General features: G+C 65.8%; 29 protein-coding genes and 1 tRNA gene. 17 read left to right on the forward strand and 13 right to left on the reverse strand.

Annotated elements, in window-relative coordinates; translation table 11 throughout:
* Positions 1-39: 39 nt before the first annotated feature.
* From AB0O52_RS00750 to AB0O52_RS00775, 6 genes are all read left to right on the forward strand, one after another.
* Positions 40-1,050 carry a glycosyltransferase family 9 protein gene (locus AB0O52_RS00750; protein WP_364531939.1) on the forward strand — a complete coding sequence of 337 codons (1,011 nt, stop codon included), beginning with the start codon at positions 40-42 and terminating at the stop codon, positions 1,048-1,050.
* Between the two features lie 229 nt (positions 1,051-1,279).
* Positions 1,280-1,705 (forward strand): Hsp20/alpha crystallin family protein, encoded by a 426-nt coding sequence (locus tag AB0O52_RS00755; RefSeq protein ID WP_364531942.1) that lies wholly within the window; start codon positions 1,280-1,282, stop codon positions 1,703-1,705.
* 142 nt (positions 1,706-1,847) lie between these two features.
* Positions 1,848-2,222, forward strand: a complete 375-nt coding sequence (locus AB0O52_RS00760) for a hypothetical protein (protein WP_364531945.1) — start codon at positions 1,848-1,850, stop codon at positions 2,220-2,222.
* A 411-nt stretch (positions 2,223-2,633) separates the two neighbouring features.
* Positions 2,634-3,740 (forward strand): trypsin-like peptidase domain-containing protein, encoded by a 1,107-nt coding sequence (locus AB0O52_RS00765; protein ID WP_364531948.1) that lies wholly within the window; start codon positions 2,634-2,636, stop codon positions 3,738-3,740.
* 107 nt (positions 3,741-3,847) lie between these two features.
* Positions 3,848-4,405 carry an NAD(P)H-dependent oxidoreductase gene (locus tag AB0O52_RS00770; protein WP_364531951.1) on the forward strand — a complete coding sequence of 186 codons (558 nt, stop codon included), beginning with the start codon at positions 3,848-3,850 and terminating at the stop codon, positions 4,403-4,405.
* 201 nt (positions 4,406-4,606) lie between these two features.
* On the forward strand, positions 4,607-5,113 hold the full coding sequence (locus AB0O52_RS00775; RefSeq protein WP_364531954.1) for a J domain-containing protein: 507 nt from the start codon (positions 4,607-4,609) through the stop codon (positions 5,111-5,113).
* Between the two features lie 31 nt (positions 5,114-5,144).
* Here the strand turns inward: AB0O52_RS00775 and AB0O52_RS00780 are convergent.
* The 4 genes from AB0O52_RS00780 to AB0O52_RS00795 form a co-directional block, all read right to left on the reverse strand.
* Positions 5,145-5,217: transfer RNA gene (locus AB0O52_RS00780), tRNA-Lys, on the reverse strand.
* A 79-nt stretch (positions 5,218-5,296) separates the two neighbouring features.
* Entirely contained in the window at positions 5,297-5,596 is a 300-nt protein-coding gene (locus tag AB0O52_RS00785; RefSeq protein WP_364531957.1) for a hypothetical protein, read from the reverse strand.
* A 197-nt stretch (positions 5,597-5,793) separates the two neighbouring features.
* Entirely contained in the window at positions 5,794-6,156 is a 363-nt protein-coding gene (locus AB0O52_RS00790; RefSeq protein ID WP_364531960.1) for an SPW repeat protein, read from the reverse strand.
* Between the two features lie 193 nt (positions 6,157-6,349).
* Positions 6,350-6,706: a DUF3040 domain-containing protein gene (locus AB0O52_RS00795; RefSeq protein ID WP_364531963.1), complete on the reverse strand. Its 357-nt coding sequence runs from the start codon at positions 6,704-6,706 to the stop codon at positions 6,350-6,352.
* Between the two features lie 296 nt (positions 6,707-7,002).
* Here AB0O52_RS00795 and AB0O52_RS00800 point away from each other — a divergent pair, with 296 nt between their 5' ends.
* The 5 genes from AB0O52_RS00800 (at position 7,003) to AB0O52_RS00820 (ending at position 9,953) form a co-directional block, all read left to right on the forward strand.
* On the forward strand, positions 7,003-7,758 hold the full coding sequence (locus tag AB0O52_RS00800) for a GAF and ANTAR domain-containing protein (RefSeq protein WP_364531966.1): 756 nt from the start codon (positions 7,003-7,005) through the stop codon (positions 7,756-7,758).
* On the forward strand, positions 7,751-8,008 hold the full coding sequence (locus AB0O52_RS00805; RefSeq protein ID WP_364531969.1) for a hypothetical protein: 258 nt from the start codon (positions 7,751-7,753) through the stop codon (positions 8,006-8,008). The genes AB0O52_RS00800 and AB0O52_RS00805 overlap by 8 nt, the downstream gene beginning before the upstream one ends.
* Positions 8,009-8,040: 32 nt before the next feature.
* Positions 8,041-8,784 (forward strand): GAF and ANTAR domain-containing protein, encoded by a 744-nt coding sequence (locus AB0O52_RS00810; RefSeq protein ID WP_364531972.1) that lies wholly within the window; start codon positions 8,041-8,043, stop codon positions 8,782-8,784.
* Between the two features lie 115 nt (positions 8,785-8,899).
* Complete coding sequence (locus AB0O52_RS00815) at positions 8,900-9,619, forward strand: GAF and ANTAR domain-containing protein (RefSeq protein ID WP_364531975.1); 720 nt, start codon at positions 8,900-8,902, stop codon at positions 9,617-9,619.
* Between the two features lie 10 nt (positions 9,620-9,629).
* Positions 9,630-9,953, forward strand: coding sequence for a hypothetical protein (locus AB0O52_RS00820; RefSeq protein ID WP_364531978.1), 324 nt, complete (start codon positions 9,630-9,632; stop codon positions 9,951-9,953).
* Positions 9,954-9,966: 13 nt separating this feature from the next.
* Here AB0O52_RS00820 and AB0O52_RS00825 read toward each other — a convergent pair whose 3' ends face one another.
* The 7 genes from AB0O52_RS00825 to AB0O52_RS00855 form a co-directional block, all read right to left on the reverse strand.
* Entirely contained in the window at positions 9,967-12,114 is a 2,148-nt protein-coding gene (locus tag AB0O52_RS00825) for a glycogen debranching N-terminal domain-containing protein (RefSeq protein ID WP_364531981.1), read from the reverse strand.
* Positions 12,115-12,200: 86 nt separating this feature from the next.
* Positions 12,201-13,262 (reverse strand): glycosyltransferase family 4 protein, encoded by a 1,062-nt coding sequence (locus AB0O52_RS00830; RefSeq protein WP_364531984.1) that lies wholly within the window; start codon positions 13,260-13,262, stop codon positions 12,201-12,203.
* A 297-nt stretch (positions 13,263-13,559) separates the two neighbouring features.
* Positions 13,560-15,068 carry a PepSY-associated TM helix domain-containing protein gene (locus tag AB0O52_RS00835; protein WP_364531987.1) on the reverse strand — a complete coding sequence of 503 codons (1,509 nt, stop codon included), beginning with the start codon at positions 15,066-15,068 and terminating at the stop codon, positions 13,560-13,562.
* Positions 15,069-15,223: 155 nt separating this feature from the next.
* Positions 15,224-15,970: a YcnI family protein gene (locus tag AB0O52_RS00840; protein WP_364531990.1), complete on the reverse strand. Its 747-nt coding sequence runs from the start codon at positions 15,968-15,970 to the stop codon at positions 15,224-15,226.
* A gap of 117 nt (positions 15,971-16,087) precedes the next feature.
* Positions 16,088-16,696, reverse strand: coding sequence for a hypothetical protein (locus tag AB0O52_RS00845; protein WP_364531992.1), 609 nt, complete (start codon positions 16,694-16,696; stop codon positions 16,088-16,090).
* A gap of 106 nt (positions 16,697-16,802) precedes the next feature.
* On the reverse strand, positions 16,803-17,396 hold the full coding sequence (locus AB0O52_RS00850; protein WP_364531994.1) for a copper resistance CopC family protein: 594 nt from the start codon (positions 17,394-17,396) through the stop codon (positions 16,803-16,805).
* A gap of 158 nt (positions 17,397-17,554) precedes the next feature.
* Positions 17,555-17,959, reverse strand: a complete 405-nt coding sequence (locus AB0O52_RS00855) for a Fur family transcriptional regulator (RefSeq protein WP_364531996.1) — start codon at positions 17,957-17,959, stop codon at positions 17,555-17,557.
* A gap of 141 nt (positions 17,960-18,100) precedes the next feature.
* Between AB0O52_RS00855 and AB0O52_RS00860 the strand changes: the two genes are divergently transcribed.
* From AB0O52_RS00860 to AB0O52_RS00885, 6 genes are all read left to right on the forward strand, one after another.
* Complete coding sequence (locus tag AB0O52_RS00860; protein ID WP_364531999.1) at positions 18,101-19,039, forward strand: zinc ABC transporter substrate-binding protein; 939 nt, start codon at positions 18,101-18,103, stop codon at positions 19,037-19,039.
* Positions 19,036-19,869: an ABC transporter ATP-binding protein gene (locus tag AB0O52_RS00865; protein WP_364532002.1), complete on the forward strand. Its 834-nt coding sequence runs from the start codon at positions 19,036-19,038 to the stop codon at positions 19,867-19,869. Before AB0O52_RS00860 ends, AB0O52_RS00865 begins: the two co-directional genes overlap by 4 nt.
* Entirely contained in the window at positions 19,866-20,756 is an 891-nt protein-coding gene (locus AB0O52_RS00870; RefSeq protein WP_364532005.1) for a metal ABC transporter permease, read from the forward strand. The genes AB0O52_RS00865 and AB0O52_RS00870 overlap by 4 nt, the downstream gene beginning before the upstream one ends.
* Positions 20,753-21,685 (forward strand): metal ABC transporter permease, encoded by a 933-nt coding sequence (locus tag AB0O52_RS00875; protein WP_364532008.1) that lies wholly within the window; start codon positions 20,753-20,755, stop codon positions 21,683-21,685. Before AB0O52_RS00870 ends, AB0O52_RS00875 begins: the two co-directional genes overlap by 4 nt.
* 94 nt (positions 21,686-21,779) lie before the next feature.
* Positions 21,780-22,070: a metalloregulator ArsR/SmtB family transcription factor gene (locus AB0O52_RS00880; protein ID WP_364532011.1), complete on the forward strand. Its 291-nt coding sequence runs from the start codon at positions 21,780-21,782 to the stop codon at positions 22,068-22,070.
* A 37-nt stretch (positions 22,071-22,107) separates the two neighbouring features.
* Positions 22,108-22,407 (forward strand): hypothetical protein, encoded by a 300-nt coding sequence (locus AB0O52_RS00885; protein ID WP_364532014.1) that lies wholly within the window; start codon positions 22,108-22,110, stop codon positions 22,405-22,407.
* 84 nt (positions 22,408-22,491) lie between these two features.
* Here AB0O52_RS00885 and AB0O52_RS00890 read toward each other — a convergent pair whose 3' ends face one another.
* Together AB0O52_RS00890 and AB0O52_RS00895 are read right to left on the reverse strand one after the other, a co-directional pair.
* Positions 22,492-23,739, reverse strand: coding sequence for an MFS transporter (locus AB0O52_RS00890; RefSeq protein WP_364532017.1), 1,248 nt, complete (start codon positions 23,737-23,739; stop codon positions 22,492-22,494).
* 1 nt (position 23,740) lies between these two features.
* A complete protein-coding gene (locus AB0O52_RS00895) occupies positions 23,741-24,736 on the reverse strand; it encodes an ABC transporter substrate-binding protein (RefSeq protein ID WP_364532020.1) in 996 nt (331 codons plus the stop codon).
* Positions 24,737-24,747 lie beyond the last annotated feature (11 nt).

The following is a 24,747-nucleotide window of genomic DNA, read 5'->3' on the forward strand; positions in this document are numbered from 1 at the left end:
ATAATAGTAAGCTTGCTTAGCTTTTAGGAAGGGCGAAATATGAACAAGCCAGGGAACCCGCCGAGAAGCACAGCTCCCGGCCTCCTGGTCCTCCGGGCCCTGGGCCTCGGAGACCTTCTCGTGGCAGTCCCCGCCTTGCGGGCCCTGAGGCGGCATTTCTCCGCACACGCACTGGTCCTTGCCACCGCGCCATGGCTTTCGCCGATCGTGAAAATGACCGGCATTGCCGACCGGCATCTCCCCGTAGCCGGATTGGGGCCGGCCACAACGACCGCCCTGGCCGAAATCGAACCACCCGACGTCGCCGTCAACCTGCATGGAACCGGGCAGCAGAGCCGGGACGCAGTCCTCGCGTCCAAGCCGTCCCGGTATTTGGGCCATGCCGTGCAGGGCCCAGGCTCCGGACCGGCTTTCGGCCGATCAACCCAGGCGGAGGGAGCGCCGTGGATGGAAGAACTCCACGAGCGCGAGCGCTGGGTCAGGATGCTGGACTGGTACGGGATCGGGGGCGACCCCGAGGACTTCAGGCTGGCAATGCCCGCCGCCCACGGCTCGGCAATAATCCCGCTTGGGGCGTCGATGCTGCACGTCGGAGCCGCATCCGGAAGCAGGCTCTGGCCGGTGGATCGCTTTGCTGAAGTAGCCCGGGAGCTGGAGGGGCACGGCCACCGGGTTGCACTCACCGGAGGAAAGGCCGACCAGCATCGGGCACGGGCCGTGGCCAGTCTCGCCGGCTTGGACGACGGGCAGATCCTCGCCGGACGGCAGGACCTCGAAGAATTCGCCGCAACACTGGCCAACGCCCGTCTACTCGTATCCGGCGACACCGGAGCGGCCCACCTTGCCAGCGCCTTCGCAACGCCGTCGGCAGTCATCTTCGGGCCGGCGGCCGCGAGCCGGTGGGGGCCGCCCCGTTCGGGCCCCCACGCCGTCTTGACGGATGCCACGAAACGCAGGGGCGATCCTTTCGCGGATTCACCCGACCCCGCCTTGCTCGCGGTCACCGTCGAGGACGTGCTGCGTGCGCTATCCAGGCTTGGCGTCGCTTGACTCAGGCTCAGTGACGACTGACGCGGACAGGTTTTGCCCGGCCCCGCCGGAGATCGATCCACGCTTCGGCCCCTCGTCCGCGGTCCTCGGCGCGGCCACCGGGCGGGTCCAAATCTTTCCAAAATGAGCCTTGCCCTGACTCATCCGCGGTGATATAAGAAATATATACCAGCCACCATAGATCGGCTGGGTGACAACAAAAGCTGCGATCTGCAAGGAGTGACAGACCATGCTGATGCGAACGGACCCGTTCCGTGAATTCGACCGGCTTGCCGAACAAGTGCTCGGCACCACCACAAGGCCGGCAGCCATGCCGATGGACGCCTGGCGCGAAGGCGAGGACTTCGTGGTCGCCTTCGATCTGCCAGGAGTCAACGTGGACTCGGTGGACATCGACGTCGAGCAAAACGTGCTGACCGTCAAGGCCGAACGCCCGGAGCCTGTCGGCGAGGGCACGGAACTGATCGCCTCCGAACGCCCCCGCGGCGTCTTCAGCCGCCAGCTCATCCTCGGCGACGCGCTGGACACCAACGGTGTCAAGGCAAGCTACGACGCCGGAGTCCTGACCCTGCGCATCCCGGTGGCGGAGAAAGCGAAGCCGCGCCGCATTGAAATCGAAACCGGCGGAAAACAGCGCCAGGAGATCAGCGCCTGAGCCACAGCGCAGCCTCCCGGGACCGGGAGCACCAGGTACCGCATCGGATAACTCCCGCAACGATGGTCCCCGGCTGAACGGACCGGGGACCATCCCCGTCCCCCGCCCACGCGGCATACCTCGAAGCACGAAGGAGATCCTGATGAGTGCCTGGCGTCCGTACGACAGCCAGTTAATGCCTGCGTTCTACGAACGCTTTGAAAAACGGTGGGGCAAAGGAACAGCTCCGTTCCTGGACCCCGAAACCCATGAAGAACCCATGCCGCGCGCCCAATGGATCAACCCGGACACCGGAGCCGCTGTCGCTGTCGTGCCCATCTGGACCGAGGACCCCCAGCACCGCTCCTTCGGAGTGTTCTACCTGCCCCCGGCCGGCGACATCTGGGTCCTGCGGCCCGGCTTCACGAACTACCTCGAAACCGATCCCAGGAACAAAGAGCAAGCCACCCTGCGCAACGACGCTTTCCGAAAGGCCGTCGCGCACGCCAAGGAATTCATCTATGGAACCCAGCCCTGAAATCCTGCCCATGACCAAGCGAACGCACTACTCCGCAAGCCCGGCAGCACCATCCCGCGGATTAGCCGCGGGGCGGAGGACTCTTGCCGCGGTCCGGGCACTGGGTGACATTCCGGGGAGTGCCATGACGCCCCCACAGATCCGCCGGTTCCTTCAGGAGTGCATCATCGCAGATATGGCGGACGGCTCAGCACCCAGCGCCGAGGCCTGCTACGGGCTCTACGTCAGCTGGTGCGCCCTGAACTGGAAGGTACCCCTTCCTAAGGACGCGTTCCGCACGGCCTTGCGTCTGGCTGGCGTTTGTCCGGAAACGAAAGGAAAGAAGGGTGTAATTTCCCCGCACCGGCCACCTGCGGCGATAGGAGACGGGCCTGCAGCGGCGGGCAGGGCAGCTGAAGGAAGGGAGCAGGGATGGCCGGCTTCAGGGGCAGCCGCGGCAATGTGGCCTTGATTCTCGCCGTAGCGGTGCTGGCCTCAGTTCCGGGGTGCACCGGAACCGATCGCGGACAAGCTCCAGCCACCTCAGCGCCAGTCTCTCCCGGCGGGTCCTCCGGAGGCAACGCAACGCCTGGGCCTTCCGGTTTGTTGCCGGCACCGTCGGGCACGCTGTCGATACCGGAGGTGGTGAAGGAGGTCGAGCCCTCGGTGGTGACCATCACGACCCAGGCCGGGATCGGCAGTGGCGTGATCTACCGCAGCGACGGCAGCATCGTGACCGATGCGCACGTTGTCGAGGACCAGCAGAGACAGCCCTTCACGAGCGTTCAGGTCCAGCTGGCCGACGGCACCCGGACCAGCGCATCGGTGCTTGCCGTGGACGACCCCACGGACGTAGCAGTCATCAGGGCAGACCGGTCAAATCTTCCCGCGGCGCGGTTCTCGACCGCCACGCCTGAGGTCGGGGACCTGACGGTGGTGATCGGTACCCCTCTGGGCCTGGAAGACACTGTCACCTCGGGGATCGTCTCCGGGCTTCACCGGAACATGCCGCCTTCCCGGGAACAACCCCAAGGTGCCCTTGACCTGATCCAGACCGACGCTCCTATCTCGCCGGGAAATTCAGGTGGAGCCGTTGCCGACAACAAAGGCCAAATCATCGGGCTGTCCGAGGCGTACTTGCCTCCGAGCTCGGGAGCCGTGGCCATCGGCTTTGTCACGCCCTCGGCCACCGTCACGAACGTCGCGGACCAGCTGCTGAAGAACGGAAAGGCCTCCCACGCCGTCCTTGGGCTGATCCCGGCCGACCTCACTCCCGAAATCGTCCAGCGCTTCAACCTGCCAACCACCACTGGAGCACTGGTCATCCAGGTTTCACCCGGGGGCCCTGCCGACAAGGCAGGCATCCGGACAGGGGACATCATCACCTCCTTCGCCGGGCAGAAGATCGCCAAAGTCACCGACCTGCTCGCAGCCCTGCGCAAGGCCCAACCCGGCCAGCAGGCCGCCATCACTGCCCAGCGCGGAACCGACACCAAGACGTTCAACGCCATGCTGGGAGACACCTCAAGCAGCGGCTGAACAAGAGGGCCTCCGACACCGGAAAATCCATCCCCGCGTCGCCGGTCCAAACCCAAACCCAAAAGCGCACCGTGCATGAAAAGCCGAGAAGAAAAGGAGTGGTTTGCATGGTCAAGATCGCCGTGGTGGTCGGAAGCACCCGGCCCGGGCGCCGGAGCAGGCAAGTGGCGGACTGGGTATTCTCCCGGGCAACAACACGCGGAGGCGCGGACTTCGAAATCCTGGATCTGGCCGAACACGAGCTGCCGCTGCTGGACGAGCCGCTGCCTCCATCCCTCGGGAACTACAAGCACGAGCACACCAAGGCCTGGGCGCAAACGATCTCCCGCTTCGACGGCTTCATCTTTGTCACCGCTGAATACAACCACTCGGTTCCCGGGGTGTTGAAAAACGCCCTGGACTTCCTCTACGCGGAATGGAACAACAAAGCCGCCGGATTCGTCTCCTACGGAAGCGCCGGCGGGGTTCGCGCCGTCGAGAACCTGCGCCTCATCGCCGGCGAACTTCAAATGGCCGACGTCAGGGCCCAGGTGGCATTGCCCTTCGCCACCGAGTTTGAAAACTTCACCACCTTCACCCCCAGCGAAGCCGCGGAAGAAGCCCTGAATCCCCTGCTGGACCAGCTGATCTCCTGGACAACGGCGCTCAAAACCGTCCGCAGCTGATGGCACTGCTCAGTGCCGGGTCCGGGCCGCCGCCAGTTCCCGTTCCAGCCGCCGGTTCACCGCTTCAAGCTCAAGGACCATGCGGATGCCAGCCAGATTCCTCCCTTGCACCAGATTTGCGCCGGTGATATAAAAAATCTATACCAGACACCATAGCAAACCGGCGGGCCTGGAGGGAATGTTCGCACGGAAAGCGGAACCATGAAAGAACATAGCCCTGACCCCTACAAGGTCCTCCAGCTGGATCCGGCAGCCACGGCGCGTGAAGTCAACCGCGCCTACCGGGCACTCGTTCGCGCCCACCATCCCGATACCCGCGCCCCCGGAGCCGCGGCCGCAGACCCGGACACCGGCGCACAAGAACTGCGCGACCAGGAACTGCGCGACATCATGGACGCCTACGCCGTTCTCCGCGACCCGGCCAAGCGGGCCGCGTACGACCGGCAGCGGGCGGGATCCCCACGGCCCGGAAACGTTCCGTCCCCGCGGCACCCACAGGGACCTTCCGTCCGCTCATCGCAAGGACCCTCCGGCGCCGCCCTCATCATCGGCCCCGTGCGCTGGGAACCCCCCGCAGGCCAAGCCCACGGACAGCAGCCCACGAGCCCATGGGATCTCTTCCACCAATTGCCGGAACGCCGAGCAGCACGGGACGAAGAAGGATCCGCACCGGGCGGGTACCGGATCCCGTGGTGGATCCTTCATTGAATCGGCCACTCAACCTTAATCGCGAAAACGGTGCATCCGGTGGGGGTCGAACCCACGACCCGAGGATTAAAAGTCCCCTGCTCTGACCACTGAGCTACGGATGCAAACCGGCCTTGAGGGCGCGATGGTGCAAACCTTCGCAAGCCCGAAATCGCGCCAAAGACCGGCTTTGAACCTGTTCTGTCAGTCTCCCTTTTCGTAGGCTTCCGGGTATTCGTCTTCGTTGTCGGCGGAGAGCCCCCTTGCCTGCTCGATGAGGTCAGCTTCGGCGGCTTCCGCTTCCGTGGCGGCTATCCCGTCGTAGTCTGCGCTGCCGGGCTGCACGTCCGTGCGCTGGTCGATGAAGTCCTCCTGCGGCACCCCCTCGGGTACCCGGTTTGCCTCCATCGGTTCTTCTTCGATTAGCGGCAGGACCGGTGTGTGCTGCTCGAGTGCGTCGGCTTCGGGTACTTCCGGGCCGATTTCCTCCGGCTCGATGTTCATCGTCAATCTCCTCTGGATTTATCGGAACGAATCCCCTGCGGGCGAAGGAGTTCCGGGGATATTCAGGCCCGGATCGCCTGCTGGACCAAGGACGCAACCGGGGCGCCCGTGCGGCCGGCAGGTCCTGTTGGTACCCGCCGGCCCGTGTTCCCACCGTTTCGCCGTTCGGGCTGTCCAGCGAGCCCAGGGCTCACGGCTCAGTGCGAGGGGCTGACCGTGTGATGCCGGTGTTCCTCGGTGCTGGGCTTGATGGCGGTCGCGGTGACCACGAGCGCCACCAGCCCGGAGATCCAGGACGTCCAGGCGGCCCCGGTTTGCATGGCGTAGGAACCCAGCCACGGGGAAAGGAACAACAGGGCGCCGAAGGCTGCCTGGATCCACTCCATGGCCGGCGTTCCGGGCATGGCCAGGTTGATGACGCCGCTGATGACCAGCAAAGCGCCGAACACGAGCATCAAGGCAGTCGAGCCACCGGCCGCCTTGGTCCAGATGACCGATAGCGCAGCAAAGAGCCCGGCGGCAACCGTGACCCAATCCTGCCATCGTGTCCATTTCTTCATAGGAAACCACCTTTCTTGATGTGAACGGTCCCCGCTCTTGAACCGAGCCGGGGGACCCTTGGTTTGGCCGACGGTCTCACCGCCGCCACGCGGCACTGCCCGTCGGCCGATGGTGAGGAGCCCTGCCCGGCCCCCTCACGACTCATCGGTGCGGCAAAGACTCTTCATGGCCGGCCCTGAGATCCATGCCTCGTCATCTTCCCGGCGCTCCTTGCCCCGGCCCTTGTCCTGGCGCTCCTTCCCCTGGTGCTCCTTGTCCTGGTTCTTGTCCCTGTCCCGGCCCGGAACCGGCCAGCCGGCGTCGTGGGTATCCGCACGCACCGCAGATCATCAACACGAAGCCCAGGATGCCCAGAACCGGGACGTGCACCGCGATGCCCAGAATCAACAGGCCGATACCTCCCAGGGCGACGAAAGCGCCGACCCACTTGCGAAGCCACAGTCCGGATGGCGTCCCCGTGGCCAGTTCCCGGGCGAGGGCAGGGTCCTGGGCAGCCAGATCCGCTTCCAGGGCCTGGAGGCGCCTGCGCTCATACTCCGACAGCGCCATCGCTTGCCCTCCCCCGCATCGTCATGTTTTCCTCACTCCCGTAACGAGCGATGCGAATCCTCCAGCCAACTTGTGCAGTGGCTGCTATAGATTTTTTATAGCACTGGAAGGAAGACGGATCAAGAGGGCGTCTTAAGGGCGGTGTCCAAACCGGCCCCGGAGGCGTAGTGTCGAATCAAGAGATTTCGGGATGGTGATGGGATCCGGGGATTGAATGCCAGGGCTGTGATCGGCGGAAGCAATCACGGCCAAGGCCCGGGGTTGAGACCTTGGGCATCCCTTGGAATCGAGGCCGCATGGCCCGCATTGACGCATCACCCACAACGGAACAGTTGCAGGATCTCCTGCTCGAAAGTCCCGGCTTCACGGAATTCCTTCTCGGCTTGGTCACCATCTCAGCATCGATGCTGGGCGGACGGGAGCCCGTGTTGTGTGCCATCACCGTCGAGCGTGACGGCGGGCCCTCCACCGTGGCCAGCAGCACCGACAAGGCGCGGCGCCTGGACGAAAAACAATACGCGTTCGACGACGGCCCTTGCCTTACCGCATTGCGTCACCAGCACCGGGTGCTCATTGACGATCTGCAAGGCAACGGCCGCTGGGCAGGGTACGCACGGGCGGTGCACGGCGAAGGCATCCGCTCGGTCCTCGCGGTACCCATCCAAACCGACCCGTCATCGCGCGCTGCGCTGAACTGCTACGCCTACGCTCCGGGGACCTTCGACGACGCCATGACGGTCGCCGTACAGGAGCATGCCGAAACCATTTCCAAGACGCTGAGGCTGGCCCTGCGCCTCCACGTCCCCGAACCTTATCCGGAACACTTGCGTTCGGCCCTGCAGTCGCGCGCGGTGGTGGACGCGGCGATATCCTTGATCATGCTCCATAACCGGTGCGGACGGGACCGGGCAATGGAACTCCTCCAGATCGCGGCGCGGGACAGCAACCGCCGCCTTCACGAGATCGCCACCGACATCCTGCACACCTCATCCCCCCCGGGCCCGACTCCCCCGTCCGGTTCCTCCACTTCGTCCCGGACCCCCGATGAATGACTATGATGCACCGGGTCCGGGGGTTCCTGAGCGGGCGTCCGAGCAACGGCGATCGGCTGCCGTCTGGTACCGCGACGGCAGCACGGGCCTGGCCAGGTTGTGGACCTACTTCTACGGGATCGGCGGGGATGCGGACGAAATGGCCTTGGATGCCTACCTTCACGAACTTGGCGACCTTCCACCCTCCCAAATGAACCTTCTGGCCTTGGCAATCCAGGAAATGGACGCCGAAGGGACGGCAGCGACGTGAATGGTCAGGAGCACACACGCACTCACAGGTCGTTGGCGGGTCTGGCCCCGCATCCGGACCAGGACCTTGGCTACACCCTCCAGGACCTGGTCCTGGACAGCATCGACGTCGGGGACTTCCTGACCGAATTAGCCACCGTGGCCTCGGACGTGCTCTCGACCGCGAACAACTCAGTCACCTGCAGTATCACCGTTATACGGAGGAAGAGAGGAGTTGTCACTGCCAGCAGCGACGCACGGGGCCGGACCCTCGATGAATTGCAGAACGGGCACGGAAACGGTCCCTGCCTGACAGCTCTTCGACACGGTTCAGTGATTTTCGTGCCCGATACCCGGCGTGATAGCCGCTGGACTGACTACATGGAAGTTGTTCGGCGGCACGGCATCGGCTCGATCCTGGCAGTGCCTCTTGAAATGGCGGGCGAAGCCGAGGCCGTGATGAACCTTTACTCGGAGAACACCCACGGTTTTTCGGGCCCGGACATCAGCACTGCGGAAGCGTTGGCCGGGGGCGCCGCGAAATCCCTGCGCCTGGCACTGAGGATCGCACACCTGCGCGATGCACGGGACGACCTTACCGCGGCCATGCAGTCCCGCTCGACCATCGATACCGCCGTCGGAATTGTCATGTCGCAAAACCGTTGCGGCCGGGACGCTGCCTTCAAAGTGCTGACCCAGGCATCCAACAACCGAAACATGAAGCTCCGCGACATCGCCGCGCAAGTCATTGCCTCCATCTCGGGAGAAACCGACGTGGTAGTGCACTTCGAGGAATAGCCGGATCGTGGGGAAAGCGGCGGGCTAAGCTAAGAACAGCGCACCACCCCGCAGGACAGGAATACCTTCACAGGAACCTTGCGGGCGTTGCACTCGACCTAGATGAATGAGGACCATGGCGCGGAAACTCCCGCTGGATGAGCTATCCACCGTTATTGCCCGGATCCAGGGCCTGCTGCTCACGGAAGAGAAAGTGGACCGCGCCGTGCAGCTGCTCGCTCGGGCCATCAAGGACTCCGTGACCGGGGCCACCGGCGCAGGGGTCTCCATCCTGGATTCCCGGGGCAGGCGGACCAGCAGCGCGTCCACGGACCAAACGGTCACCCGCGCGGATGCCCTCCAGTACGACCTGGGCCAAGGACCGTGCCTGACAGCCTGGGCGACGGAAGAGACGGTGGCCGTGCGGGACATCGCAACAGACCCGCGCTGGCCGGACTGGACCGCCGCCGTGAAAGACCTGCCCATCCGTTCGGTTATCAGCACCCCGTTGCTCGCGGGACAGGAATGCATCGGCGCCCTGAAGATCTACTCGGACCACGCCGGCGCTTTCGGTGAGGACGCCGCGCGGGTGCTGGAACTCTTCGCCGGCCCGACCGCAACGCTGCTTGCGAACATCCAGTCCAGCGAAGCACCACACCGCATCAGCGAAGCCCTGGCGGCGTCCCTGCACAGCCGCGACCTGGTCAACCAGGCCTGCGGCATCCTGATGCAGCGCCACTGCCTGACCGCGGACATGGCCCTTGCCGAACTGATGCGCCGGGCCCGGCGGCAAAACAGCACACTGGGCCAGATCAGCGCCGATCTCCTCGCCGGAATACCGGCCGTCTCGGACTAAGGGCAGGCCCGTGGGCTTCGATCCGCACGAACCACAACAACAGCGCATGCTGGCCGCTGCCATGAAATCAGCACAAATCAACGTCGGCGAACTCTGGCTCAAATACTTCAGCCTCGGCGGCGAAGTGGGCGAGTACGAGGTGGAAGCCTACCTCCAAGGCCTCCTCTCGCTGCCCGTCCTCCAACGCGACCTCCTGGCCATGGCCGCAAACGAACTCATCGACACACTCGCCCAAGGCCACGCACCCTACTCGGACGAGCTCGGACCTGACGGGTACTCTCCGAGGCAGCAACCAGGGAAAGACCCAGGGCAGGAACCAGGCTCGGACCCCTGAACAGCATGTTTTTCTAGTCCCCGGACTGTCCGCCGAGCTGCGTATCCAACGGGGGTCGCGGTTCCTTCAGCAGCTTCAGGTCCGCCGGCAGGCCCTCGATGCTGCCCTCGCTTCCCTTCGCACTGAGGGTGATGCGGGATCCGGCCAGCTTCACATCCTCGGCTTTGAAATCCCCGAATTCCTCCGGAAGGATCGGGGCAAGATGGACCACATCGCGCGTCAGGTCAGGATCGAATCTCAGCAGGATCCGCATCAGCTGGACCGGCGTCGCGGCTGCCCACGCCTGTGGTGCGCATGCTGTGGGGTAGGACACCGGGGCGTGGAATTCGGATCGGTCGAAACCGCAAAACAGTTCCGGGAGCTGGCCGTCGAAATGCGCGGCCGCTTCCAAAACACCGCGCGCCACCTTCTTCGCCTCGTCAACGAAGCCGTATCTCATGATTCCGGTAGCGGCCAGGGCGGTGTCGTGCGGCCAGACCGAGCCGTTGTGATAGCTGACGGGGTTGTAGGCGACCATGTCTGAAGCCAGGGTTCGGATCCCCCAGCCGGTGAACATCTCCCGTGACATCAGCCGCCGCACAACCGATGGCGCTTTTTCCTCGTCGACGATGCCTGTCCAGAGGCAGTGGCCCATGTTCGATGCGCAGGAGTCCACCGGTTTCTTGTCCCTGTCCAGGGCGATGGCGAAATATCCCTTGTCCGGTAGCCAGAACCTTTTGTTGAACTCCTCCTTCAGCACGGCGGCCCGGGCTGCCCAGTGCTGCTCCGTTTTTCTTTCCCCTGCCGCCCGGGCTATGCCGGCTCGTGCCAGGTAGGCGGAGTAGACATAGCCTTGGACTTCACAGAGGGCGATGGGCGCCTCGGCTATCGTCCCGTCGGCGAAATTGATCCCGTCCCACGAGTCCTTCCATCCCTGGTTGGCCAGCCCGTGGTCGGTGGCTCTCCGGTATTCCACGAATCCGTCGCCGTCGCGGTCGCCGTAGTCTTGGATCCAGTCCAGGGCCCGGTCCGCGTGCGGCAGCAGGGCCTCGATAATGTCTTCGGAGAGCCCCCAGCGGCTGAGCTCACCCAGCACTCCGACGAACAACGGCGTGGCATCCACTGTGCCGTAGTAGGCCTTTCCGCTCCTGGACAGACCGGGGGTGACCCCGAGCCGGACTTCATGCGGAATGCGGCCGGGTTCCTCTTCGGAGTCATGGTCGACTTTAGTGCCTTGGATGTCCGCCAGGGTCTGGAGGGTTCCCGAGGCCAGATCCGGGTCGATCAGGAGCGCCATGTATGAGGACAGCAGGGCATCCCGACCGAACAGGGCCATGAACCATGGAGCGCCTGCGGCCACGGCCACGCGCTCCGGGTGGCCGGGATCAAAAATCCGCAGTGAGCCCAGATCGCGTTGGCTCCACCGCAGCGTGGCCTCGACACTGCTCTCGCCCAGCGTGATGGGCGGAACGCTTTTCTCCCAGGCCCGGTGCCGCTTGACCCCTGTCCGGAGGCGTGGCTTCCCCGCCTCCGTAAAAGTCTCGTCCGGAGACACGCGATTGACCAGCGGGACCACAATGACGCTCGTGGACCATTTGCCCCGTGCCGGAATGGTGGGGTGGAAACGCAGAGCATACTCGGAGACTTCGGCGCCTGCCGCCCGAATCGCCGAGCCCCGCCTTTGACCGTCGCTGACAGCTTCGACCACCAGTTCATTTCCGCGCACGCTTCTGGTCAGTGCAGAATGTCTGTTGGGGCGGCCCCCTTTGACGTCGAACAAGTCGGCCTGGTCAGCGTCTACGAGCAGCTCGATGCTGCAGTCAACCGGTTCTGCGGAAAAATTCTCGAGTGTGATGTCATCCTGGAGCCCGGGGCCGACATGCCGTTGCTGCCGGACCACCAAGGGACTGTCGAAGCGGCCGTCCGGCCACTTCGCCCGGCCCACGAAAGTGGCCTCGAAAGCATCGGGGCGCTGAGCAGCGAGGGGCTCTCGAGGGAACCCGTTAATGTTCAGTTCCCAGCGTGACAGGATCCGGGTGTCCTGAAAGAACGCACCATTCGTCTCGCCGTCCGGGCGGATGTCGCCGCTGCGGGAGGAAATGCAGAAAGAGGACCCCTCCACGAGAATGACGGAACCGGCCTCGGTAATCGTCGTTTCGGCGTCAGCGTTCCAAGCCGTCATGGGAGGACTCCTCACCTCACAGCGCGGCGGCGGCGCCAGGGACAATTACCGCCAAAACAGATAAGGGGACCGGGAAACCGGTTCCCTTATAAATTTTGGTTCAACGCGACCGAATCCGGTACCCCGGCCGCCCCTTGCTCTTCGATAAGGTCGGCGAACAGGCGGAGGTGGTCGGCCACCATACGCTCGGCGCTGAATTGCTGCTCCGCCCGTGCCCGGCACTGCTCCCGGCTCAGGCCCGCGGCCGCCGGGATCAAGGCTGCGAGATTGTTAGTGGCAGCGAGGTAACCCGTTATTCCATGTGAAACGATTTCCGGCGCGGCTCCCAGGGGCGTCCCCAAAACCGGCGTGCCGGTGGCGAGTGCTTCAATCATGACCAGGCCGAAGGGTTCAGACCACTGAATGGGATTGAGGAACGCGATTGCTTCGCCCATGAGACGGTATTTCTCGGCATCGTCCACTTCGCCCGTGAAGTCCTCGTTTGGACCGAGGATCGGCTTGATCACCTCCTCGAAATAGAGGATCTCCTCAGGTTCGCGCACCTTGGCCGCAATCCGGAGTGGGACGCCCGCCTGACGGGCGATCCTGATCGCTTCCAGGACGCCTTTGTCCGGGCACATCCGCCCCACGAAGCAGACGTAGCCGCCCTGGCCGGCACCCACGGGAACGGTCGAGAGATCAATGCCGTGGTGGATCACGCGACGGACCGGCACCCCGGATGCCTGGGAAGCCTGGTCCCGCGAGATCGCGATGATGGAGGTACTTCTTCCGATCGCACGGTAGATGTCCTTGGCCGAGGACGTGAGGGGGCCGTGGATCGTCGTCACTACCGGCACCCCGGGTGGTCCGTAGCGGTACAGCGGGCCGGACAGTGTGTGGTCATGGATGATGTCCACGTCCCCGAGCCCGTCGTAGGCCCGGACTACGTGGCTGAGTTCGGAGATAGTAAAACCAAGTTCCGCCGGGTCCGAGGTCTGCATCTGCGGCACTCGTGGTACTGGGCACTGGCTGTCCGAGGACGCTGCCAAAAGCACTTCGTGCCCGGCCTTGGCAAATCCGCGTGCCAGAGTGTCCACTACCCGTTCAGTGCCGCCGTAGGTCACCGGGGGAACTGGGATCCACGGTCCTGCAACGAGTCCTATCCGCATTTTCTTACCCTCCATAGAATGGTGGGTCAGGCTCCCCCTGCGCCTTGGCACGCACCCAAAGCCGTCGTTGTCTATCCCCCAGCGTCGCACGGCCCGGAGCGCGGGGCCAGGATATCTGGGCCCGCTTCCTTCCGGAGTGAGTGAATCCGAGGGGTGCATTAAGCTAAGCATGCTTACTAATTGGAGGCAAGGGTTCCCTTCCGGCCATCCTCCGGCCACCCGACAGGGAACCGGGCCTTGAACGAAGCCCCGGACAGCTGCTGCTGTCCGGGGCTTCAAAGCTTCAGTGCCCAGCGGCTATCGCACGCGCGAGGCCTCGGGCGCTTCCCTTTCTCCGGCCCGCAGTGTGGCTGAGGGGCGGTGGCGGCGCTTCATGGCGCCGATGGCGGTGTCGAGGATGATGAAGGCCAGCAGGCTCCAGCCCAGCAGCGGCAGGAGCAACCCGAGGGCGACCATCACGGTGAGCGCGGCGAGGACGCCCGCCCAGTGTGCACGCAGGAACGCCCCGCGCGGTGCGGGGCGCCCGAGGGCCCAGGCGCTGCCACGGGTGGGCCGGCGCTTCCACCACATGACGTAGCCCCAGACCACCATGGCAGCCAGACCGACGGCCACGGCGAGCAGGAGAAGCTGGTTCGGGAGCCCGAAGAGCAGTCCCATGTGCGCGGCGATGGTCCATCGGGTGAGTTTGGCGGCGGGGCTGAAGTCGTTGAAGTCGGCCCGGCTGGTGATCGTGCCCGTGGAGGGATCGATCGCGACGGCGCTGGCGGTCCCGGGCCATTCCCTGCCTGCTTCGGTCACGGTCCAGGCCGTGCCGGGCTTCGCCGGGGGCTTGATATCGATCATCGGGGCGGTGATGATGTCGGCCCGGGCAATCCGGGCGACAGTGTCATAGAGGGCCGGGTCGATGACAGGCGCGGCCGACGGCGCGGCGCCGGTGCCGTGCCCGGCGTGCTCCCCCGCGGGTGCGGCCGCCGGTCCTGTCAATGCGGTGGAGACCGTGGGTGTGGCCCAGCCCAGGGCGGTGCGCAGGGTGCCGATGTTGGCTCCGGCGTTCGCGGACCAGGTCAGGCCCGTTGCCGAGAGGAACACGAAGGCCAGGAGCAGGACGGTGCCGGTGGTGCCGTGCAACCAGAGCAGCCGGGCACGCCCGGACGCCGGGCGTGGCTTCGACGCACCTGCTTTCTTGGCAGTGGCCCGGCGGCGCCGGACCCTGTCGATCCACAGCAGCAGGCCTCCGAGGGCGATCACCCAGAGCCAGGAGGCCGCGAGTTCACTGTAGACCCGCCCGGGTTCGCCCAGGCCCAGGGAACGGTGGAGATTGTCGATCCAGGTCCGCAGGGGCAACGCCCCGCTGCTGCCATAGGTCGGCAGGTCACCGCGGATTTCGGCTGTGCCGGGGTCAACGAACAGTGTGCGGTACTGGGAATCGCCCAGGCGCGGGTCCGCAAAAAGGACCCTCGTGGTGTCTTCCGGTCCCGGGGCCGGGCGGACGGTCACCGGCGCGGCACCGCCGGCGTGTGCGACGGCGGCCTTCACCTGGGCGGCGAGGGGCAAGGGGTGGGTGACGGACGGGACGTGCAGTTCCCGGGCGTAGATGACCGGTTCGAGTTGCGGGGTCATGGCGTACAGGCCGCCGGTGATGGCGGCGATGAGCAGGAAGGGCCCGGCAAGGATTCCTGCGTAGAAGTGGATCCGGAGCAGGAAGGCCCGGAACCAGCCACGATCCGTGTCCGGACGGGGCAGATCCGGCCCGGTTTGGGGTGGCGTTTTTTGTGCCCCGGCGGGAGGCTTGGTCAGAAGGGTCATGGTGTGGTCTTTCGCGAGTTTCGGCAGGCGGCAGGGCAAGCCTGGGTGCCGGCCCGCTTTCCGCGGGCGGCTGTAGGCCAGATGTTTGGAGACAACCCGAAGGGACCCGTGCCGGTGGTCCGGCACGGGTTGCTTCGGGTGCGCCTGATGGCGGGTTAGTTGCTCTTGGCCTGGCGGGTGCGGGCCAGCGCGGTGACTCCTGCGGCCAGGCCGATCAGGCCGGCGGCGAGGCCGTACCAGCCCGCCGTGGATCCGCCGTCGCCGGATGCTTTCGCCGCCGCGGGTGCCGCAGCCGCTGTGGTCGCTGCCGGGGTCGCCGAGGCCGATGACATGGGCCCCATCGCGGCGGCGTCGTTCGCGGTGGTGACGAACGAGGGGGCCGGGTGTGCGGGCTCGGGCTGGCCGTCGACGGTCTTCTCGTCCCACTTCACCACGGTGCCGTCCGTGTAGGTCTGGGTTGCCGGCAGGGTGATGGTGGTGCCGGCGTCGGGCAGGATGCCCACTGAGATCGAGAACGCCTGGTATTCGTTCTGCCCGATTTGGTGCGCGGCGTCGGCCGTCCACACCACGGAGGTGACCGCCTTGGTCACGGTAGTGCCGGCGACTGTAACGGGTTTGGGCAGCGTGGTCGTCACGAGCTCGGACGTCCAGCCCTCGACGGGCTTCACGGACACCGCGTTGAACGGGGTATCGGTGGGAAGTGAGACTTCGAGCTTGTGGGTCTTGGCCGTGGGCGATTCGTTGGGGACACTGAAGGTCAGGTGCGTGGAGCCGCCGGCCGCCGGGTCGTCCGGGTCGACGTGGACGTGCGCGGAGGCGGCGGAGACGCCGAAGGCGAGCAGCCCGGCGGCCATGGTGGCGGCACAGGCGGTCTTGAGGGTACGGCGGAAGGAGGTCTTCATGGCAATGATGCCCTTTCACAAAGGAAAAGCGGTAAGGGGCCGGGGCGGACGTGGGTCCGGACCGGTGAAGGCAGCGATCTGCCGCCTATCCCTGCCCGTGTGTGAAAGGGGAGAGCCTTAGGCGGCGGACACCAGCACCGGCGGGCCCCGCCGAGACGGCAGGCGGAGTCCCGGACGATCCACGCGAAGCACGGCAGGCACATAGGACGGTCCCGGAAGCCGCGGGGTTTGCATAGCCGGTGCAGCGGGCAACTGCACGAGGGGGCGCAGCCAGGCCGCCAGCGCCGAGAGCGCCTGTTCGCCGCGGGCAAGCACCAGCGCGGTCGCCAGGGTTGCCGCCGCGTGGGCGGCGAACATCTGCAACTCGTTCCCGGCCCCGGGGGCCGGAGCGGCAGCGCCGAAGGCAGCCGGGGCCAGTGCCCCGGACGCATGTCCTGCGTGGCCGGACAGCACCGGCGTCCCCGGGGCAGCGCCGTCCGACAGGGCATGGAAGGCCCAGTGAAGCCAGGCTTGCCCGGCGCCGAGCAGCGCGGTAAGGACCGGCATCGACAAGCGGAAGCGCGTGAGCACCGCGACCGGGAGTACCGTCAACGCGCACAGCGCCGCCAGGATGGCAGGCTCGGGCAGGCGACCGCCGCCGGCAAGGTGCCCGCCCGCAGCCAGGCCCAGGATGAGGGAACCGATCACCGCGGTGCGGAGGATCCGGAAAGAAGCACGAGTCGTCATCGGCGGTCCTTTCCGGGTTCACAAGTCAGTGCGGGATTCCCCAAAATTCTACGGTCTCGCCGGTGCGAGGGCGGCACCGGAACCAATCATGACAAGCCAGCGGGCCCTACCCGTCGTCCCCGGACTCGTCCACCGGCGGGTTCCCTGTGTCATTACCGGAGAGGCGGCGCCGCACAAAAAAGCCTCCAGCGACCAGTCCGGCCGCCAGCACACCCGCCACTATGACAGCCACCGGCAAGGGAAAGCCGGTGGACCCGGCAGGCTCGGGAACCGCAGCTGGGCTCCCCGACACCGCGGTGGCACCCGGCCCCGCCGTGAAGGTGAAGGTCCCCTCGATCGGATGCGTATCCGAGGACACAATCCGCCAAACCACCGTATACCGTCCGGCGGGAGAGTCGGCCTTCACGGCTTGCGAGACAACGTTGTCCACGATCGACACCGGCCCGTCGGCTTGGTTCGTCCCGTTCGCGTCCCTGACCAGGATCTGGGAACCGAGCGCGATCGGCGTGTTGTTGAACGTTAACCGCACCACCGACGGAACCGTCGCGACCACCGACCCGTTCGCCGGTTCAGTACCCTCAAGCACGTCATGTGCCGAAGCCGGAGACACCGGCACCAAGGCAAGAACCGCTGCCAGTGTGGCCAGGAAGAAGCCCGCAACCGCCCGCGGCAAGCGCCCGGCACCATATCGAGCACCCATGCCCAACCTCCTCCATCATCACCCATGATTTCTACCCAGTGTAGAACGGAAAGTGGGTTCCGGTGTTGGAGACTGGTCCTCAGCGCAGTCGCCAACGCAGGCCTGCAAGACGTCGGCCGTTGAGCGCCGTCCCAGACACTAGTTTTCGATCGGCCGGCTTACAGGTGGGCGTCCTGTGTGCTGCAGATTGCACAGAGGCCGAAGACATCCCAGGCGGGGTCCGCCTGGACGAAACCCCGTTCTGCGGCCGCGGTGCGGAGGGCTGCGTCGGCTTCCGTCAGTTCCAGTTCGACCGTGCGTCCACAGGAGCGGCATACCAGGTGGTGATGGATTCCCTGGGGAGAGTGGCAGGTGTGGTATAAGGTGGTGCCGTCGGGGCTGCGGAGCACGTCGGCAATGCCTGCTTCGCAGAGTCCGGTGAGATTCCGGTAGACGGTGGACAGCCCCATCGGCGTGCCTTGCTGCTCGAGGATCCGATGCAACGCCTGGGCGCTCAGGTAACCTTCCTGTCCCTCCAACGCCACTCGCACGGCCTCCTGCTTGCGGGTCTTTCGTCTGTTCACGGCCGCGACGCCCCCTTCCGTGCGCTCCGGTCCTCCAACCGGAGGGCCGTTCAATTCGATTGACAATGATAACCATTCTCATGTAATTATTTGAAGTGTAAGGCACACATCGGCCGCCCCGCCACGAAGAATGGATCCCTGATGTCCCGTCGACTTCCCTCTGCTGTTTTTGTCGCCGCCCTCGCGGCGATCGCCCTTGCCGGCTGCGGCACGGGTGCATCCCCCTCGTCCCCGGCCACCGGAACTTCAGCGACATCAAGCCAGGTGATCCCCGTGGCGGCCACCACGGATGCGTGGGGAAGCATCCTTTCGGAGCTTGGAGGCACACACGTGCAGGCGACCTCGATCATCAACAACCCGGACACGGACCCGCACGCCTACGAGCCCACCCCCGCAGATGCGCGCACCATTGCGGCCTCCAAGGTCTTTGTTGAGAACGGGATCGGCTATGACAGCTGGGCGGCAAAGGCCGTAGCCGCGAACCCGACCGCGGACCGGTCGGTGGTGGAGGTGGGGGCAGTGACCGGCACCCCCGACGACGGCAACCCGCACCAGTGGTATGCACCGGAGAGCGTGGGCAAGGTCGCGGATGCGATCACTGCGGCACTGAAGAAGGCCGATCCGTCGAGCGCAGCCTACTTCGACGCCCAGCGGGCCGATTTCGATTCAAAGGCACTGGCGGATTACCACGCCACAATCGCCGAGATCAAGGCAAAGTACGCAGGAACGCCGGTCGGGGCGAGCGAGAGCATCTTTGCCCCGATGGCATCCGCGCTGGGGCTGAACCTCATCACACCGCCGAGCTTCCTGAAGGCCATCAGCGAGGGGACCGACCCGTCGCCGGCAGATCTGGCGACGATCAAGTCCCAGATCACGGGCAAGCAATTGAAGGTCTACGTGTTCAACAGCCAGAACTCCACCCCCGACGTCGCCGCGCAGGTCGACGCAGCCAAGGCCGCCGGCATCCCTGTCAGCGCAGTCACCGAGACCTTGAGCCCCAAGGGCGCCACCTTCCAGGACTGGCAGACAACGCAACTGAAGTCCCTCGAGACGGCGCTAGCGCAGGCCACCGGGAAATGACAAACGAACCGGCGGTCCGCTTCCGCAGCGCGGCCGCTGCGGTCGGGGGCCGAACCGTCTGGGCCGGCGTCGATTTCACGGTCGACGCCGGCCAGTTCGTGGCCGTCCTCGGACCCAACGGTGCCGGGAAGTCGACTCTGCTGAAGACCATCCTCGGCCTGGTTCCCGTCAGCTCCGGGACCGTCGCCGTTTTCGGCCGGAAGCCAGGGCATGACCGGTCCACGATCGGCTACCTGCCCCAGCGGCACGCCTTCGGCTCGTCCGTTCGCATCCGCGGGACCGATATCGTGCGCCTGGGCCTGGACGGCGAACGCTGGGGCACCCCTCTGCCAGGCTGGCTGCTAGGCCGGAAGGGCCGCACGGCCTCTGCGCGGGTGCGGGAAACCATCCGGCTCGTCGGCGCCGAGGACTATGCCAACCGGCCGATCGGGCAGTGTTCCGGCGGCGAGCAGCAGCGCCTGCTCATCGCCCAAGCGCTCGTGCGCCGCCCAAAGCTGCTGGTCCTGGACGAGCCACTGGACTCCCTGGACGTAACCAACCAGAGATCCGTGAGCGCCCTCATCCAAGGCGTGTGCCGAAGCGAGGGTGTCACGGTGCTGATGGTCGCCCACGATGTGAACCCGATCCTTCCCTACCTCGACCACGTAATCTACCTCGGGCACGGCAGCGCCATTACCGGTCCCCCGGATCAAGTGATCACGCCCGAGGCCCTGACTGCCCTGTACAGCACACCGGTCGACGTCCTGCGCGACCGGGCGGGCAGGCTTGTTGTCATCGGCCAGCCCGACGCCCCTCCCGAACACCCCCACGGTCCTCAGGTGCACGCATGAATCCCGCAGGCTTCCTCGGGGAGCTCTTCGCATATCCCTTCATGGTCAATGCCTTCCAGGCCGGCACGATCGTGGCAGTCGCCGCCGGTGCGATCGGCTGGTTCATGGTCCAGAGGCGGCAATCATTCGCCGGCCACACCCTGGCCGTCATCGGATTCCCCGGAGCCGCAGGAGCGACGCTGCTTGGCCTGAGCCCGGCGCTCGGATACTTCGTGGCCTGCATCGGCGGCGCGCTGGCCATCGCTGCGCTTCCCGCCACCGGCCGTGCCGGGGGTGAGCTCGGAGGCGCCAGCGAGGAATCAGCAGCCATCGGCACAGTCCAGGCCTTCGCCTTGGCCTGCGGGTTCCTCTTTGTCAGCCTCTACAAGGGTTTCCTGAGCGGCCTGAACAACCTCCTCTTCGGAACCATCACCGGGGTCACCACCGGCCAGGTGGCCCTGCTCGCCGTCGCCGGCCTGGTGAGCCTCGCAGTCCTGGCATGCATCGCCCGGCCACTGCTTTTCTCCTCGATCGACCCGGCGATCGCCGCGTCCCGCGGGGTCCCCGTCCGAGCGGTCTCGGCCGCCTTCCTCGTCCTCCTGGGAGTCGCTACGGCCGGCACCAGCCAAGTCACTGGAAGCCTCCTCGTGTTTTCCCTGCTCGTCGCCCCTGCAGCCACCGCAACCCGGCTCACCGCCAGGCCGGTTTTGGGGATCGTCCTCTCAGTCGTGATCGCCCTGGCCGCAACCTGGGCCGGCGAAGCGATCGCATACTTCTCGCCGTACCCCATCGGGTTCTGGGTTGCCTCCCTGGCCTTCGCCGCCTTCGTCGCCGCCACGGCCTGGCAGGCAGGCCGCGAGCACCGGGGCCGCCGCCGGGCTATCCCCAACTCGGGAGTGTGGGCATGACCGGCATCGCGACCTTCGGCACCGGAGGGTGGATACTCTCCGAGCCCTTCATGCAGAACGCCTTCATCGCCGGGACCGCGGTGGCCCTGCTAGCCGGGCTCGTCGGGCATTTCGTGGTCCTCCGCGGACAGGTATTCGCAGGCGACGCGCTCTCCCATGTCGCCTACACCGGAGCCCTCGCCGCCCTCGCCGCAGGCCTGGACCTACGCCTCGGGCTGTTCACCGCGACGATCGGGATCGGGTTCGCCCTCGGCCTGTTCGGCGGCCGCGGAGCATCCGATGACGTAGTCATCGGAACGACCTTTGCCTGGATCCTCGGGCTCGGGGTGTTCTTCCTCTCGATCTACACCACCCGGAGCAGCACAAGCGACAGCACCGCGAACGTGAAGGTCCTCTTCGGCTCGATCCTGGGCATCAGTTCCGCCGCGGCCCAGTCCGAGGCGTGGACAGCGGCAGGCCTGATCCTGGTGCTGCTCGCCATCGCCAGGCCCCTGCTCTTCGCCTCCCTCGATCCCGCCGGGGCGTCGGCCCGAGGGATCCCCGTGCGGTTCCTCGGCCCTTTTTTCCTGGCCCTCCTCGGCGCGACTGCCGCTACTGCCAGCCAGCTCGTCGGCGCGCTCCTGGTCTTCGGGCTACTCGCCGCACCCCCGGCGGCAGCCCGCAAACTGACTGACAGACCATGGACCGCCTTCTGGCTTTCCGGCGCCCTTGCCGTCGCCGCCGTCTGGGCAGGGCTGGCCCTCGCCTACTGGGTGCCCACCCTGCCCTCCAGCTTCACCATCACAAGCGCAGCGTCGCTCGAATACGCCACCTCAGCAGCAGCATCCTGGATCCTCGCGCGCCGCTCACGCATCCCGGCGTCGCCGGATTCCTCCAACCCCGAAACCAGGCAGGGAGCGTGCGCGACCGCCGGTTCCCGACACCAGTAGAGTGTCGCTTGGTGCTTGGACGTAGGCGGAGATTCCTCGAGCCCTGCGTGGAAAACTGTTGACCTGATATATAGGTACATGCTTATATCTTTATGTGAATCCTGATGAGGAGTCCCTTACCGGGGCGGCAGAGTTATTCAAGGCCCTGTCGGCCACCTCGCGGCTTCTCATCCTGTCCGCGCTTGCGCATGAGCCCTCGTCCGTAAGCGCACTGACTGAGACGACGAAGTTGTCTCAGCCCTTGGTCTCCCAGCATCTGCGGTTGCTCCGGGGGATCAATCTGGTCACGGCATCCAGGTCCGGGCGCGAGACGATCTACTCCCTGACCGACCATCACGTGGCCCACGTCATCCAAGACGCCATCACACACAGCCAGGAACGCTAGCGCCGGTCCACGCCCGGCGTATGCGAAGGAGGACAACATGACCGAGGAAGTCAAGGCTGAACATACACCCGTCGAGCACCAGCACGGCGGAGCGGACTGCGAACACGTCACGGTCCAGCATGGGGACCACGTGGACTACATCCACGACGGCCACCGGCACGCCGAGCACGAAGGCCACTACGACGAACATGACGATCCGGCCGAGCACACTCCGGCCGAGCACCAGCACGGCGGAGCAGACTGCACGCATGAAGCTGTCCAGCATGGGGACCATATGGACTACGTCCATGACGGCCACCGGCACGCCGAGCATGAGGGCCATTACGACGAACACTGAGACCTCCCAATGAGAAATGGCCCCGGAACATTTCCGGGGCCATTATTCCGGGCAGGTCGTGACCAGCGGAGACGACGGCGCTGATCAGCCGATGTCCGTGGCGGCGCGGACATGTCCTAGCGTGCCTGCCCGTGGCAGGCTCGAAAGTGAGCCTGCTGCCAGCGAGAGCAGCGCCCCGGTTCCCGCGATAAGAAGAGCGGGCCGGACACCCCAGAGTTCGGCGCAGAGCCCTCCGATGCCTGCGCCGAAGGGCTGGCCACCCCAGGCGATCATGCGTGCCGTAGTGTTGACCCTGCCTTGAAGGGAAGCGGGAGTCAGGCTCTGGCGGACCACGATTCCATTGAGGGAGACCAGGGAGTTCGTTGCCTGCCAGCCCATAAGTGCGAGGATTCCTGCGGCGAGGGTGCTACTGGCTGCCCAGGCACCGAGGAAGGCCGCATTCAAGGCGAGGGCGCCGAGCGTAATCGCGCCGATGCTCAACCGTGTCTGCGCGGGTTCCAGTAGGCGGGCAGCGGCAAGACTCCCGACGGCGGCGCCGCCGAAGAGCAGGCCGATGGTTCCATCTCCGGCGTTGAGTCCGAGCCCTTGCGCGGCCATGACCACGACAAGCCCGGCGACGGCGCCCCCGGTGAAACTATTGCCGATTCCGACCAGGGTCAGGTCCCGGATGACAGGGGTGCGGCGGATGAAGCTGATCCCCTCTGCGATCTCGGCACGCAGGTCGATTCCCCGGCGGACCTCGCGCTCAGGCTGGTGCCAGTGGATTCGCGCCAGGATCAGGGCGCCGGCAATGTAGCTGGCGGAATCGATCGCCAGGACCCAGGCGCCGCCGATGGCCGCGGTCAGGACACCGCCGACGGCGGGGCCGATGATGCCGATCACGGTGCTCACTGTCAGCATGCGTGCCGTGGCGCCGGCAATTCCGTCCCGGCCGACAAGCGCCGGGATCGTGCCGAAACTGGCGGCATCGAAGAAGACGAAGAGCACAGCGAGCAGCGTCGCCACGGCCAGCAGATGCATTGGGACGAGGATCCCCGCGGCCGCGGCCAGCGGGATGGTTGCCGTCACGGCGGCGCTCAGCCAGCTGGTTACGGTCATGGTCCGGCGCTGGTCCCAGCGGTCCACCAGGGCGCCGACGGGAAGTCCGAACAGCAGGTACGGCACGGCTTCACACACCGCCAGCAGCCCGGACATGGCCGCGCTGCCGGTTTCCTGGAACATCAGGATCGGCAGCGCGACCGCTGACACGGCGTTGCCTGCCCACGACACGCTGCGGGAGAGCAGGAAGTACTTGAAAGGACCGGTTGCCCGCCGGGTCAGGAGCCTGGTCATGTCAGGGGTGCAGCAGTGTGCTGAGCTCGCGCACTCCGTCCACCGCGCGGGAGCCGATGAAGTCCGTGGAGGGCAGCGGGTAGAGGCGGTTGTTCTTTACCGCATCCACGGTGGGCAGTTTCTCGCGGATCGCCGCGAGCTGGGCGGCCTTGTCTTCCTCGGAGTTGTACAGGTAAACGATGGTGCCCGGGTTCTTTTTGGCAAGGTCTTCGACGGCGACCTGCGCGTAATACTGGCCGGCCGGAAGGTCGTTGTCGTAGATGTTTTTCCCGCCTGCCCGTTCGACGACGTCCGAGTAGATGCCGCGGGCGTCGGCGTAGAGAGCGTTGTCATAGAACTGGACCAGTGCCAGCGGCACAGGCTCGGCTCCGCCGGTCTTCTTCGCAACCTTGTCGAGTTCGGTTGCCTGGGCGTCGATGAGCGTTTTCGCGGTACCTTCTGCCCCGGTGATCCGGCCCAGTGCGGCGAGATCGGTCGCGGCGTCGGCGACGTGCCCGGTGGTCGTTTGCCCGTTGCAGAAGGAGCTGATGATGTAGACCTGCACTCCCAGCTTGTTCAGGTCATCGATGGTGGGAAGTTCGGTTCCGTTGAAGTGGTATTCGCCGTCGGCGACGATCAGTTCCGGACGCGAATTCAAGAGTGGCTCGCGGGAGACACTGTTCGTCGCGAGCACTGGAATGGACTTGTAGGCGTCCGCGTACTCCGCCAGGGGCGGCGACTGGTCGGTGAAGGCCTGGCCGACGACGCGGTCCTTGACCCCGAGCGCGATGAGCATTTCGGTGACGGCCGGCCAGAGGGAGACGATGCGCTTGGGCGGGGTGTCGAAATGAAGCTGGCGTCCACAGTTCTTTTCGTTGACCGGCTGTGGCGTGGAGCTTTCCTTGGCCGCCGCGGCAACGGGGCCTGGGGCCGAGCATGCGCCCAGGGCGAGGCTCGTCAGCACAGCCAGGGACACGGCAGCCGCGCCGAGGCGGCCAGGGGCAGGGGTTGTTAACATGATTCTCTTTC

It is taken from the genome of Arthrobacter sp. NPDC080073, assembly GCF_040686575.1.
GTDB lineage: Bacteria > Actinomycetota > Actinomycetes > Actinomycetales > Micrococcaceae > Arthrobacter.

Excerpts from the sequence above, each read along its gene's own strand:
- AB0O52_RS00750 (WP_364531939.1), top strand. The coding sequence starts at position 40 with ATGAACAAGCCAGGGAACCCGCCGAGAAGCACAGCTCCCGGCCTCCTG.
- AB0O52_RS00755 (WP_364531942.1), top strand. The coding sequence starts at position 1,280 with ATGCTGATGCGAACGGACCCGTTCCGTGAATTCGACCGGCTTGCCGAA.
- AB0O52_RS00760 (WP_364531945.1), top strand. The coding sequence starts at position 1,848 with ATGAGTGCCTGGCGTCCGTACGACAGCCAGTTAATGCCTGCGTTCTAC.
- AB0O52_RS00765 (WP_364531948.1), top strand. The coding sequence starts at position 2,634 with ATGGCCGGCTTCAGGGGCAGCCGCGGCAATGTGGCCTTGATTCTCGCC.
- AB0O52_RS00770 (WP_364531951.1), top strand. The coding sequence starts at position 3,848 with ATGGTCAAGATCGCCGTGGTGGTCGGAAGCACCCGGCCCGGGCGCCGG.
- AB0O52_RS00775 (WP_364531954.1), top strand. The coding sequence starts at position 4,607 with ATGAAAGAACATAGCCCTGACCCCTACAAGGTCCTCCAGCTGGATCCG.
- AB0O52_RS00785 (WP_364531957.1), bottom strand. The coding sequence starts at position 5,596 with ATGAACATCGAGCCGGAGGAAATCGGCCCGGAAGTACCCGAAGCCGAC.
- AB0O52_RS00790 (WP_364531960.1), bottom strand. The coding sequence starts at position 6,156 with ATGAAGAAATGGACACGATGGCAGGATTGGGTCACGGTTGCCGCCGGG.
- AB0O52_RS00795 (WP_364531963.1), bottom strand. The coding sequence starts at position 6,706 with ATGGCGCTGTCGGAGTATGAGCGCAGGCGCCTCCAGGCCCTGGAAGCG.
- AB0O52_RS00800 (WP_364531966.1), top strand. The coding sequence starts at position 7,003 with ATGGCCCGCATTGACGCATCACCCACAACGGAACAGTTGCAGGATCTC.
- AB0O52_RS00805 (WP_364531969.1), top strand. The coding sequence starts at position 7,751 with ATGAATGACTATGATGCACCGGGTCCGGGGGTTCCTGAGCGGGCGTCC.
- AB0O52_RS00815 (WP_364531975.1), top strand. The coding sequence starts at position 8,900 with ATGGCGCGGAAACTCCCGCTGGATGAGCTATCCACCGTTATTGCCCGG.
- AB0O52_RS00825 (WP_364531981.1), bottom strand. The coding sequence starts at position 12,114 with ATGACGGCTTGGAACGCTGACGCCGAAACGACGATTACCGAGGCCGGT.
- AB0O52_RS00830 (WP_364531984.1), bottom strand. The coding sequence starts at position 13,262 with ATGCGGATAGGACTCGTTGCAGGACCGTGGATCCCAGTTCCCCCGGTG.
- AB0O52_RS00835 (WP_364531987.1), bottom strand. The coding sequence starts at position 15,068 with ATGACCCTTCTGACCAAGCCTCCCGCCGGGGCACAAAAAACGCCACCC.
- AB0O52_RS00840 (WP_364531990.1), bottom strand. The coding sequence starts at position 15,970 with ATGAAGACCTCCTTCCGCCGTACCCTCAAGACCGCCTGTGCCGCCACC.
- AB0O52_RS00845 (WP_364531992.1), bottom strand. The coding sequence starts at position 16,696 with ATGACGACTCGTGCTTCTTTCCGGATCCTCCGCACCGCGGTGATCGGT.
- AB0O52_RS00850 (WP_364531994.1), bottom strand. The coding sequence starts at position 17,396 with ATGGGTGCTCGATATGGTGCCGGGCGCTTGCCGCGGGCGGTTGCGGGC.
- AB0O52_RS00860 (WP_364531999.1), top strand. The coding sequence starts at position 18,101 with ATGTCCCGTCGACTTCCCTCTGCTGTTTTTGTCGCCGCCCTCGCGGCG.
- AB0O52_RS00865 (WP_364532002.1), top strand. The coding sequence starts at position 19,036 with ATGACAAACGAACCGGCGGTCCGCTTCCGCAGCGCGGCCGCTGCGGTC.
- AB0O52_RS00870 (WP_364532005.1), top strand. The coding sequence starts at position 19,866 with ATGAATCCCGCAGGCTTCCTCGGGGAGCTCTTCGCATATCCCTTCATG.
- AB0O52_RS00875 (WP_364532008.1), top strand. The coding sequence starts at position 20,753 with ATGACCGGCATCGCGACCTTCGGCACCGGAGGGTGGATACTCTCCGAG.
- AB0O52_RS00885 (WP_364532014.1), top strand. The coding sequence starts at position 22,108 with ATGACCGAGGAAGTCAAGGCTGAACATACACCCGTCGAGCACCAGCAC.
- AB0O52_RS00890 (WP_364532017.1), bottom strand. The coding sequence starts at position 23,739 with ATGACCAGGCTCCTGACCCGGCGGGCAACCGGTCCTTTCAAGTACTTC.
- AB0O52_RS00895 (WP_364532020.1), bottom strand. The coding sequence starts at position 24,736 with ATGTTAACAACCCCTGCCCCTGGCCGCCTCGGCGCGGCTGCCGTGTCC.